The sequence below is a fragment of the Kurthia sp. YJT4 genome (genome assembly GCF_030219945.1).
Taxonomy (GTDB): domain Bacteria; phylum Bacillota; class Bacilli; order Bacillales_A; family Planococcaceae; genus Kurthia; species Kurthia gibsonii.
The window spans coordinates 1-12,500 of the sequence record NZ_CP126689.1; the positions used below are offsets into that span (position 1 = coordinate 1).

Here is a 12,500-nt window from a genome sequence, read left to right on the forward strand (position 1 = left end):
TTGAAAGGAGAGACGATTTTGAACCAAGAAGAACTAAAACATTTTTGGAGTCAGGTGTTACATGAGGCCAAAAAAATCATATCGAAACCAAGCTTTGATACTTGGCTTAAATCAACTGAATTAATTGCATATGAAGATGATCAACTCGTTGTTTCAGCTGAAAACTCATTTTCAAAAGAATGGTTAGCTAAAAATTATGTAACTACAATTCAAGGGATTGTTAAAAAATTAACGGGTTCGTCATTGGATATTCATTTTACTGAAGTAGCAGATGATGATTTTCAACCATCAACTAAACGTAAGAAAAAAGAGTTACCTGTCGTTGCAAATGATCACTCTCCAGCAATGTTAAATACAAAAAATACATTTGATACATTTGTAATCGGACCAGGAAATCGCTTTGCACACGCTGCATCATTAGCTGTAGCTGAAGCACCGGCAAAAGCTTATAACCCTTTGTTTTTACATGGAGGGGTAGGTTTAGGAAAAACGCATTTAATGCATGCAATTGGTCATTATGTGCTAGAACATGATCCAAATGCGAAAGTAGTTTATTTATCTTCGGAGAAATTCACAAATGAATTTATTAATTCAATTCGTGATAATAATACGGAGGCCTTTCGTAATAAATACCGAAAAGTAGATGTGTTATTAATTGATGATATCCAGTTTTTAGCTGGAAAAGAATCTACTCAAGAAGAGTTCTTCCATACATTTAATACCCTACATGAAGAGTCTAAACAAATTATTATTTCAAGTGACCGCCAACCGAAAGAAATTCCAACATTAGAAGATCGTTTACGTTCTCGTTTTGAATGGGGATTGATTATCGATATTGGTCCACCTGATTTAGAAACACGTATTGCCATATTAAGAAAAAAAGCTGATGCAGATGGTTTACAAATTTCAGATGATGTAATGAGTTATATTGCAAGTCAAATTGATTCGAACATTCGAGAGTTAGAGGGTGCTTTAACACGAGTTGTTGCTTATTCAAACTTACTAAATCAACCTTTAACAGCTGAATTAGCTGCTGAAGCTTTAAAAAGCATCATGCCTTCAACAACTCCAAAAATTTTATCCATTTTGGATATTCAAAAGACTGTTGGGGAACACTATGGTATTAAACTTGAAGATTTTTCTGCTAAAAAGAGAACAAAATCAATTGCTTTTCCTCGTCAAGTAGCTATGTATTTATCACGAGAAATGACAGACTCCTCACTACCAAAAATAGGTGAAGAATTTGGTGGGCGTGATCATACAACTGTAATTCACGCACATGAAAAAATTACATCCTTATTAAAAACAGACGCAATTTTACAAGATGATATTAAACAGATTAAAACCAAGTTAAGTAATTAGCTTGTGGATAAATTAGATTTTTAACCACACACTTATACACAGTCTATCTACAAGCAGATAGACTGATTTTATTCGTACGAGGTGGGTTATCCACAGAATCCACACCCCCTATTACTTAAACTATTAAAAATAATATTAATTAATAATATATAAAGAGAGGTTATTTACATGAAATTCAACATAGTAAGAGATCAATTATTAAATGCACTAAATGATGTAATGAAAGCTGTAAGTTCAAAAACAACGATTCCAATTTTAACAGGTATTAAAATCGATGTATCTACAGAAGGTATTCGTTTAACAGGTAGTGATGCAGATATTACAATTCAAACATTTATTCCAACTGAAAAAGACGGTCAACAATTAATTCAAATTGATGAAACAGGTTCAATTGTTTTACAAGCTCGTATGTTTAACGAAATTATTCGTAAATTACCAACAAATGAAGTTGAAATTGAAGTAACTGAAAATTATCAAACGCGTATTCGTTCTGGTAAATCAGATTTCCACTTAATCGGATTAGAACCAAATGAATATCCAATGCTTCCAGAAGTAAGTGAAGAAAATCAAATTTCAATTCCTGGGGATTTATTAAAATCGATTATTCGTGAAACAGTATTTGCAGTTTCAACAAGTGAATCGCGTCCTGTATTAACAGGAGTAAATTGGAAAGTTACAGAAGAAGGGCTTATTTGCGTTGCAACAGACAGCCATCGTTTAGCACGTAGAATTGTCACGCTGGATAACTTACCAAAAGATGTGGAAAGTGTTGTTATCCCAGGGAAGAGTTTAACTGAATTAAGCAAAATTCTTTCAGATTCATCTACACCTGTGAATATCTATATGACAAATCAACAAGTCCTATTCAAAACTGAAGATGTTCTTTTCTTCTCACGTTTATTAGAGGGGAATTATCCTGATACAAATCGCTTAATCCCAGAAACATATCAAACTACTGTACAAATTAACGGTAAAGAATTATTACAAGCAATCGATCGTGCATCACTTTTAGCACGTGAAGAACGCAATAATGTTGTTCGTTTTTCAACTTTAGATCAAAGCCAAATCGAAATTTCTTCAAATTCACCTGAGATTGGTAAAGTTGAAGAAGAAATTCAAGTACAAGAATTAACGGGTGATGAATTGCGTATTTCATTTAGTGCGAAATATATGATGGATGCTCTAAAATCAATCGATGGTCAAGATGTAATCATTCAATTCACTGGTGCGATGCGTCCGTTTATCATTCGTTCAATTCATGACGACTCGATTCTACAACTGATTTTACCTGTGCGTACGTATTAATATTTTAAAATAGCAACAGTGTGAATTATTTCCCAAGCGAATTTAGTACCAGGTGCTAAATTCGCTTTTTTAATACCTATTTTTACTTATTGCTCAAAATTCGGTATAATAGAAAGATAAAGAATCGTTATGAAAAGGATGAAAACTGTGAACGAAATCGTAATAGACACTGAATATGTAACATTAGGTCAATTTTTAAAAATGGTCGACATTATTAGTTCTGGAGGCCAAGCAAAATGGTACCTTGCTGAGAATGATGTATTTGTGAATGATGAGTTAGAAGATCGCCGAGGAAGAAAATTAAGACACGAAGATATTGTGGAGTTACCTGAGGTAGGGAAATTTATTGTGAAAGATGCATTTCTTGAGGAATAATGCATGTATATTGAACGCTTAAAATTACATGATTACCGAAATTACAATTCTTTTGAATTAAATTTTTCTAAAACGATTAATATCTTTATCGGTGAAAATGCACAAGGTAAAACGAATGTCATGGAAGCAATCTATGTTTTAGCGATGGCAAAATCACATCGAACATCGAATGATAAAGAATTAATCCAGTGGGGCGCTGAGTATGGTAAAATAGAGGGAGACATTCAAAAACGATATGGAAAACTTCCTCTAGAACTTACAATCTCCAAAAAAGGTAAAAAAGCGAAAGCAAATCACCTCAATCAAAGTAAATTAAGCGAATATATTGGACAAATGAATGTAGTCATGTTTGCTCCTGAAGATTTAAATGTCGTCAAAGGAAGTCCACAGTTGCGCAGGCGTTTTTTAGATATGGAGATTGGTCAGATTTCGCCGACTTACTTACATGATTTATCTAGTTTTCAAAAAATATTAAAACAACGTAATCACATTTTGAAAAAAAATCAGGGAAAACGAAATTTAGATGATTTAAGTTTTGATATTTTCACTGAACAATATGTTGCCGCTGCAGTGAAGGTTATTCGTAAACGTTTTGAATTCATGGAATTATTACAAGAGTGGGCTGCGCCTATTCATTTTGGAATCTCAAGGGAAAAAGAAAAGTTAGAAATTCACTATAAAGCTGTAAGTGGATTAGAAGCTTCTTGGGATTCGACAACTATGGAAGAACATCTATTCGCTAAATTAAAAGAACAAAAAAATCGAGAGCTTGAGCGTGGTGTTACATTACTTGGTCCGCACCGTGATGATTTACAATTTACGGTAAATGATTATGATGTACAAGTATATGGTTCACAAGGTCAACAACGTACAACAGCGCTTTCTTTAAAGTTAGCTGAGATTGAATTAATTAAACAAGAAGTGGGAGAAGCGCCGATTTTATTATTGGATGATGTTTTATCTGAATTAGATGATTATCGCCAATCCCATTTATTAAACACAATACATGGCGATGTACAAACATTTGTTACAACAACGAGTGTAGATGGCATTGACCACAATACAATACGTGAAGCAAAATTGTTTCACGTGAAACAAGGTTCTGTAGATTCTGAGTAACAGTATTTACAGAACCTTATCAAATCAAAAGACATCTAAATGTTATATGAAAGAGTAGGTGGAACAAGTTATGACGTTAGAAGAGAAAAATCCAGCTTCATATGATGCCGAGCAGATTCAGGTTTTAGAAGGATTGGAAGCTGTTCGTAAAAGACCAGGTATGTACATTGGATCTACCAGTTCTAAAGGTCTTCATCATTTAGTGTGGGAAATTGTGGATAACAGTATTGACGAAGCTTTAGCAGGTTACTGTGACACGATTACTGTTGCAATTGAAAAAGATAATTGGATACGCGTAGAGGATAATGGTCGTGGTATTCCAGTTGATATACAAGAAAAAGTTGGTAAGCCAGCTGTAGAAGTTATTATGACAGTACTACATGCAGGTGGTAAATTTGGCGGTGGCGGTTATAAAGTTTCGGGCGGTTTACACGGTGTAGGTGCTTCAGTAGTAAATGCACTATCTGTCGAAACAAGCGTACAAGTTCATCGTGATGAAAAAATCCATGAAATCATCTTTGAACGTGGTCAAGTTGTACAAGAGCTAAAAGTGATTGGTGAGACAAATCATAATGGTACAACAACGCGTTTTAAAGCAGACCCAGAAATTTTCAAAGAAACAACTGTATATGAATATGATATTTTAGCGCATCGTATTCGAGAATTAGCATACTTAAATCGTGGTATTACGATGATTATTATTGATGAACGACCAGATAGCGAACGTCGTGATGAGTTCCACTACGAAGGCGGTATCAAATCATATGTAGAACATATCAATGAGAACAAAGATCCACTTCACCCAGCGATTGATTTGAAAGGTGAAAAGGACGGCATTTCTGTAGAGATTGCAATGCAATACAATGATGGCTTTGCATCCAATATTTTCTCTTTTGCTAATAATATCAATACGTATGAGGGTGGAACACATGAATCAGGTTTTAAAACTGCCTTAACACGTGTGATTAATGATTATGGACGTAAAAATAATCTAATAAAAGAAAATGATGCGAACCTTACAGGTGAAGATGTACGAGAAGGGTTAGTTGCGATTGTTTCAATTAAACATCCTGATCCACAATTTGAAGGTCAAACAAAAACAAAATTAGGTAACTCGGAAGTTAGTACGATTACGAATTCATTATTCTCAGAACGCTTCGAACGTTTTTTATTAGAAAATCCAAATGTAGCACGTACAATTATCGACAAAGGTTTAATTGCCTCTCGTGCGCGCGTAGCTGCTAAAAAAGCACGTGAAATGACACGTCGTAAATCAGCTTTAGAATTTTCAAGCCTTCCTGGTAAGCTTGCTGATTGTTCATCTCGTAATCCAGCTGACTGTGAGATTTATATTGTAGAGGGTGACTCTGCAGGTGGGTCTGCAAAATCTGGACGTGATCGTCATTTCCAAGCAATTTTACCGCTGAAAGGTAAAATTTTAAACGTTGAAAAAGCACGTTTAGATCGTATCTTATCAAACGAGGAAATTCGTGCGATGATTACAGCCATCGGTACAGGTATTGGTGAAGAATTTAATTTAGAAAAAGCGCGTTATCATAAAATCGTTATTATGACAGATGCCGATGTTGATGGTGCGCATATCCGTACATTACTATTAACATTCTTCTTCCGTTTCATGCGCCCATTGATTGAAGCAGGTTATGTGTATATCGCACAACCACCACTTTATCAAGTGAAACAAGGTAAGCATTTAGAATACTGTTATAGCGATGCTGAATTACAAGAAATTTTAAATCGTTTACCAAGTCAACCAAAACCAATGACACAACGTTATAAAGGTCTTGGTGAGATGAATGCAGAGCAACTGTGGGATACAACCATGGATCCAGAACATCGTGTATTATTACAAGTTGAATTAGATGATACAATTGAAGCAGATCAAGCATTTGAACAATTAATGGGTGATGATGTAGAACCACGTCGTCAATTTATTAATGAGAATGCAGTATATGCAGATTTAGATATTTAAGTAAGGTTTTTGAAAGGAGGTTTACGTTTTGTCTGAAGAAAATCACTCCGGCGTAAAAGGAGTCAATATTACTAAAACAGTTAAAACAGCATTTTTAGATTATGCTATGAGCGTAATCGTTTCACGTGCATTACCAGATGTGCGTGATGGATTGAAGCCAGTTCAAAGACGTATTTTATATGGAATGCAAGAGCTAGGTAGTACATCGGATAAACCATATAAAAAATCTGCACGTATTGTTGGGGATGTTATGGGTAAGTATCACCCACACGGTGACTTATCTATTTATGAAGCAATGGTACGTATGGCACAGGATTTCAGTTACCGTTACATGCTTGTAGATGGGCATGGTAACTTTGGTTCAATTGATGGTGACGGTGCCGCAGCGATGCGTTATACAGAATCGCGTATGTCAAAAATCGCAATGGAGATGTTGCGTGACATTAATAAAAATACAATTGATTATAAAGATAACTACGATGGGAATGAACGTGAACCGGTTGTATTACCAGCGCGTTATCCTAATTTACTTGTGAATGGAACATCAGGTATTGCTGTAGGTATGGCGACAAATATCCCTCCTCACCAACTTGGTGAAGTGATTGATGGCGTTTTAGCAGTATCTGAAAATCCTGCAATTACGACAGAAGAATTAATGGAGATCATTCCAGGACCAGACTTCCCTACAGGTGGTCTTATTCTTGGGCGTAGTGGAATTCGTCGTGCTTATGAAACAGGACGCGGATCAATTGTTGTCCGTTCAAAAGTTGAAATTGAACAAAAAACAAGTGGTAAAGAAGTAATCATTGTGAATGAACTTCCTTACCAAGTAAATAAAGCGCGATTAATTGAGAAAATTGCTGAATTAGTTCGTGATAAAAAAATTGATGGCATTACGAATATTCGAGATGAATCGGATCGTAACGGTATGCGTATTGTGATCGATGTACGTAGAGATGCAAATGCAAATGTTGTTTTGAATAATTTATATAAACAAACAGCGATGCAATCGAGCTTTGGTATTAATATGCTAGCTTTAGTAAATGGACAGCCTCAAACATTAAGTTTAAAAGAAGCACTTTATCATTATCTAGAGCATCAAAAAGAGGTAATTCGTCGTCGTACAGAATTTGAATTGAAGAAAGCTGAAGATCGCGCACATATCCTAGAAGGACTTCGTATTGCGCTAGACCATATCGATGCAATCATTCAATTAATTCGTAGTTCACAAACAGCAGATGAAGCGAAGCGAGCGCTAGGTGAGCAATATTCATTAAGTGAAAGACAAGCACAAGCAATTCTTGATATGCGTTTACAACGTTTAACAGGTTTAGAACGCGATAAAATCGAAGAAGAATACAATGGTTTGTTAGCTCTAATCGCGGAATTAAAAGAAATTTTAGCAAATGAAGGAAAAATCATTGCGATTATTCATGAAGAATTAACAGAAGTAAAAGAACGCTTCAATGATGCACGTCGTACAGAAATTATTGCTGGTGGCGCGAATATGATTGAAGATGAAGATTTAATTCCAAGAGAAAATTCAGTATTAACACTTACACACAACGGTTATATTAAACGTTTACCAGCTAATACATACCGCAGCCAACGACGCGGTGGACGCGGTGTTCAAGGTATGGGAACGAATGAAGATGATTTTGTAGAACATTTAATGTATGCTTCAACGCATGATACAATTCTATTCTTCACTTCAAAAGGTAAAACGTTTAAAGCGAAGGGATACGAAATCCCTGAGTTTGGACGTACAGCAAAAGGTTTACCGATTGTGAATCTGTTAAATGTGGATAAAGATGAAAAAGTAACAGCGATGATTCGCGTTCCTTCATATGAAGAAGATGCTTACTTTATTTTCACAACAAAAACAGGTGTAACGAAGCGTACATCATTATCAAACTTTGCAAACATTCGTACTAACGGTTTGATTGCTATTTCTTTACGTGAAGATGATGAATTAATCTCAGTGCGTTTAACAGACGGTACAAAAGAAATTATTATCGGAACACATCAAGGGATGTTAGTTCGTTTTAAAGAACAAGATATTCGTGCGATGGGACGAAATGCAGCTGGTGTTCGTGGTATTCGTTTACGTGACGAAGACTATGTAGTCGGCATGGAAATCTTAGAAGAAGGTCAAGAGATTCTTGTTGTTACAGAAAAAGGTTATGGAAAACGTACTTCAGAAGAAGAATATCGTTTACAAACTCGCGGTGGCGTTGGAATTAAAACATGTCAAATTACAGATAAAAATGGTCCGGTAGTGGCAGTTAAAGCAGTTACAGGTGAAGAAGATATTATGCTGATCACAATTAACGGTATGTTAATTCGTATGGATGTAAATGATATTTCTCAAATTGGACGTAGTACACAAGGTGTTCGTTTAATTCGCTTAGCCGATGAAGAATTTGTTGCGACTGTTGCGAAAGTAGAAAAAGAAGATCCATCTGAAGAAGAATCCGAAATTGTTGAAGAAGAATCTACAGAAGAAGAATAGTTGTTAGACTTAGAAGAAATCACGTTAATATGCGTGATTTCTTCTTTTTATATTGGAACACATAAAAATTAGGTGTATATTTAATGAAAGTAGACTATTTAGTGGGAAATATGTGAATTGATTTTTTATAAAATAGAATGAGGAGGCAGTGAGTTGGATACAGTAAAAATTAATTTAGATGAAATAAAATTAGGTAGTGTATTAGCAGAAGATATTTTAGCGAACACACAGTATCCAATCGCATATAAGGATACAAGAGTAGACCGTGACATGTTGATGGTCTTTCAAGCGTTCAATATATCGATGATTCCAATATCAAAACAATCAATTGAATCTAAAAAAGAAGTAGTATATACAAAAGAAATTTTTAAAACAGATGAGCAGAACTTTGAGAAAAAACTTAAAACAAGTGTGCAAAAATTTAAATCTGAATTTTCTAACTGGGAAGCAGGCTCTAAAGTAGATATCGTTAAAGCACGAGATATTGTCATGCCGCTAATTGATGAGATGATTACAGATCGCACAAAAATCTTCACATTGAATGATTATGCGGATTCTAGAGAATATATTTACCATCATTCAGTAGCAGTAGCTTTAGTAGCAGCTGTTATTGCGAATAAGATGAAATATAACAAAGGCGATGTTCTACAAATTGCAACAGCTGCCTTGTTAGCTGATTGTGGTATGGCGAAGATTAGTAAGAGAATTCGAATGAAACCAGGTGCTTTAAATGAATTTGAATTTAAAGAAATCATGAATCATCCACTTCATAGTCTGAAGATGGTAAAAGATATACCGATTTTAAAACAAGAAATGAAGCTCGCAATTTTTCAACATCATGAAAAATTAGACGGAAGTGGTTATCCTAATCGAGTCAAAGATGATTCAATTACACAGGTAGCTCATATTATTGCAATCGCAGATGTATTTCATGCAATGACTAGCGAACGTTTATACAAACCTAAAGAGTCTGTGTTTAAAGTAGTAGAAGTCATTAGAGAATCAGCATTTGGTAAGTATCGTATAGATGTCGTTCAGGCCTTATTGGCGTCAGTAGCAGATTTACCTTTAGGTACAGTAGTGGAACTGTCTAATGGATTAATCGGAACGATTGTTTATACAAATAATAATTTAATTACACGACCTACTGTTAAAATTGAACATAGCGGCGAGATTATTGATTTGAGTTTAAAAAGAAACATATTTATTCACCGAGTTCATATATAGAAGAAACACTTTAGAAATACACCACAGACAGTAAGTCTAAGGTGTATTTTTAAAATCTAAAGTTAATTTCATAAAAAAACTTGCACTTTATAAAAAAGTATTATATTATATAAAAGTTGCTGTTGGAAAACAGTTATAAAAATATTTTAAAAAAGCAATTGACTTCAATGAATTATTGTTATATAATTAAGGAGTTGTCCAGTTAAGAAATGCCAACTGACACAAAAAACTTTTTTAAAAAGTTGTTGACTTCTAAGGAGTTATCGTGATATAATGATTAAGTCGTTAAGATGACGACGAAACAACATGAACCTTGAAAACTAAACAAGCAAGAAGATAATCACAAACAAGTCTTATCACATTAAGTGAATAAGCAATTGTTATCAAAAGATAACGCTAGCAAAGCAAATGAGCTTTCAAACTACTTTTATGGAGAGTTTGATCCTGGCTCAGGACGAACGCTGGCGGCGTGCCTAATACATGCAAGTCGAGCGAATGACGAGAAGCTTGCTTCTCTGATTTAGCGGCGGACGGGTGAGTAACACGTGGGCAACCTGCCCTACAGATCGGGATAACTCAGGGAAACCTGGGCTAATACCGGATAATCCTTCGAATCACATGTTTTGAAGTTGAAAGGCGCTTCGGCGTCACTGTAGGATGGGCCCGCGGTGCATTAGCTAGTTGGTGGGGTAACGGCCTACCAAGGCAACGATGCATAGCCGACCTGAGAGGGTGATCGGCCACATTGGGACTGAGACACGGCCCAAACTCCTACGGGAGGCAGCAGTAGGGAATCTTCCACAATGGACGAAAGTCTGATGGAGCAACGCCGCGTGAGTGATGAAGGTTTTCGGATCGTAAAACTCTGTTGTAAGGGAAGAACAAGTACGTTAGGAAATGAACGTACCTTGACGGTACCTTATTAGAAAGCCACGGCTAACTACGTGCCAGCAGCCGCGGTAATACGTAGGTGGCAAGCGTTGTCCGGATTTATTGGGCGTAAAGCGCGCGCAGGTGGTTTCTTAAGTCTGATGTGAAAGCCCACGGCTCAACCGTGGAGGGTCATTGGAAACTGGGGAACTTGAGTGCAGAAGAGGATAGTGGAATTCCAAGTGTAGCGGTGAAATGCGTAGAGATTTGGAGGAACACCAGTGGCGAAGGCGACTGTCTGGTCTGTAACTGACACTGAGGCGCGAAAGCGTGGGGAGCAAACAGGATTAGATACCCTGGTAGTCCACGCCGTAAACGATGAGTGCTAAGTGTTAGGGGGTTTCCGCCCCTTAGTGCTGCAGCTAACGCATTAAGCACTCCGCCTGGGGAGTACGACCGCAAGGTTGAAACTCAAAGGAATTGACGGGGGCCCGCACAAGCGGTGGAGCATGTGGTTTAATTCGAAGCAACGCGAAGAACCTTACCAGGTCTTGACATCCCAATGACCGTCCTAGAGATAGGATTTTCCCTTCGGGGACATTGGTGACAGGTGGTGCATGGTTGTCGTCAGCTCGTGTCGTGAGATGTTGGGTTAAGTCCCGCAACGAGCGCAACCCTTATTCTTAGTTGCCATCATTTAGTTGGGCACTCTAAGGAGACTGCCGGTGACAAACCGGAGGAAGGTGGGGATGACGTCAAATCATCATGCCCCTTATGACCTGGGCTACACACGTGCTACAATGGACGATACAAAGAGTTGCAAACTCGCGAGGGTAAGCTAATCTCATAAAATCGTTCTCAGTTCGGATTGTAGGCTGCAACTCGCCTGCATGAAGCCGGAATCGCTAGTAATCGCGGATCAGCATGCCGCGGTGAATACGTTCCCGGGCCTTGTACACACCGCCCGTCACACCACGAGAGTTTGTAACACCCGAAGTCGGTGGGGTAACCGTAAGGAGCCAGCCGCCTAAGGTGGGATAGATGATTGGGGTGAAGTCGTAACAAGGTAGTCGTATCGGAAGGTGCGGCTGGATCACCTCCTTTCTAAGGAATATAACGGAAAAGACCTTTGGTCTTCTACAGATTATCTTACTTGCTGTTTAGTTTTGAAGGCTCATGCAAATGATCTTCAAACTTGTTCTTTGAAAACTGGATAAAACGACATTGAAAGTAACACAAACACAAATTTCTTTTATAGATTTTGAATTATTAAGTTTTAATTTTTTAGGCTTAATAACTTATGTGAAAATTATTTCAAGATGCAAGTAAGACGCGAAAGCAAACGTAGTGAGAAGCGGAGTGTACATACGTACATGAGCATTCGAACAAGTGTAGCTGACAAAGTATTACGCAGCAGATTGGAATTAATTAGGTTAAGTTATTAAGGGCGCATGGCGAATGCCTTGGCACTAGAAGCCGATGAAGGACGGCACTAACACCGATATGCTTCGGGGAGCTGTAAGTAAGCTTTGATCCGGAGATTTCCGAATGGGGGAACCCACTGTTTTTAATCGAACAGTATCCTAACGTGAATTCATAGCGTTTTGATGGCAGACTCAGGGAACTGAAACATCTAAGTACCTGAAGGAAGAGAAAGAAAATTCGATTCCCTTAGTAGCGGCGAGCGAAACGGGAAGAGCCCAAACCAAGAAGCTTGCTTCTTGGGGTTGTAGGACACTC

General features: G+C 37.1%; 7 protein-coding genes and 2 rRNA genes (1 of these 9 running past the window's edge). All 9 read left to right on the plus strand.

Annotation, left to right across the window (positions count from 1 at the left end):
- Positions 1–18: 18 nt before the first annotated feature.
- On the plus strand, positions 19–1,362 hold the full coding sequence (dnaA, locus tag QN089_RS00005; protein WP_068456863.1) for a chromosomal replication initiator protein DnaA: 1,344 nt from the start codon (positions 19–21) through the stop codon (positions 1,360–1,362).
- A 168-nt stretch (positions 1,363–1,530) separates the two neighbouring features.
- A complete protein-coding gene (dnaN, locus tag QN089_RS00010; RefSeq protein WP_285215676.1) occupies positions 1,531–2,667 on the plus strand; it encodes a DNA polymerase III subunit beta in 1,137 nt (378 codons plus the stop codon).
- Between the two features lie 138 nt (positions 2,668–2,805).
- Positions 2,806–3,042: a S4 domain-containing protein YaaA gene (gene yaaA / locus QN089_RS00015; RefSeq protein WP_409136396.1), complete on the plus strand. Its 237-nt coding sequence runs from the start codon at positions 2,806–2,808 to the stop codon at positions 3,040–3,042.
- Between the two features lie 3 nt (positions 3,043–3,045).
- Entirely contained in the window at positions 3,046–4,161 is a 1,116-nt protein-coding gene (gene recF / locus QN089_RS00020; protein ID WP_285215678.1) for a DNA replication/repair protein RecF, read from the plus strand.
- 70 nt (positions 4,162–4,231) lie between these two features.
- On the plus strand, positions 4,232–6,151 hold the full coding sequence (gene gyrB, locus QN089_RS00025; protein ID WP_068456851.1) for a DNA topoisomerase (ATP-hydrolyzing) subunit B: 1,920 nt from the start codon (positions 4,232–4,234) through the stop codon (positions 6,149–6,151).
- A 28-nt stretch (positions 6,152–6,179) separates the two neighbouring features.
- Entirely contained in the window at positions 6,180–8,663 is a 2,484-nt protein-coding gene (gyrA, locus tag QN089_RS00030) for a DNA gyrase subunit A (protein ID WP_285215679.1), read from the plus strand.
- A 153-nt stretch (positions 8,664–8,816) separates the two neighbouring features.
- Positions 8,817–9,890 carry an HD-GYP domain-containing protein gene (locus QN089_RS00035; protein ID WP_285215680.1) on the plus strand — a complete coding sequence of 358 codons (1,074 nt, stop codon included), beginning with the start codon at positions 8,817–8,819 and terminating at the stop codon, positions 9,888–9,890.
- Positions 9,891–10,316: 426 nt separating this feature from the next.
- Positions 10,317–11,864: ribosomal RNA gene (locus QN089_RS00040) — 16S ribosomal RNA — on the plus strand.
- A gap of 327 nt (positions 11,865–12,191) precedes the next feature.
- A 23S ribosomal RNA gene (locus QN089_RS00045) occupies positions 12,192–12,500 on the plus strand (it continues 2,620 nt past the right edge of the window).
- The 16S and 23S rRNA genes sit together here, the layout of an rRNA operon.

Excerpts from the sequence above, each read along its gene's own strand:
- gyrB (WP_068456851.1), top strand. The coding sequence starts at position 4,232 with ATGACGTTAGAAGAGAAAAATCCAGCTTCATATGATGCCGAGCAGATT.
- dnaN (WP_285215676.1), top strand. The coding sequence starts at position 1,531 with ATGAAATTCAACATAGTAAGAGATCAATTATTAAATGCACTAAATGAT.
- recF (WP_285215678.1), top strand. The coding sequence starts at position 3,046 with ATGTATATTGAACGCTTAAAATTACATGATTACCGAAATTACAATTCT.
- yaaA (WP_409136396.1), top strand. The coding sequence starts at position 2,806 with ATGAAAACTGTGAACGAAATCGTAATAGACACTGAATATGTAACATTA.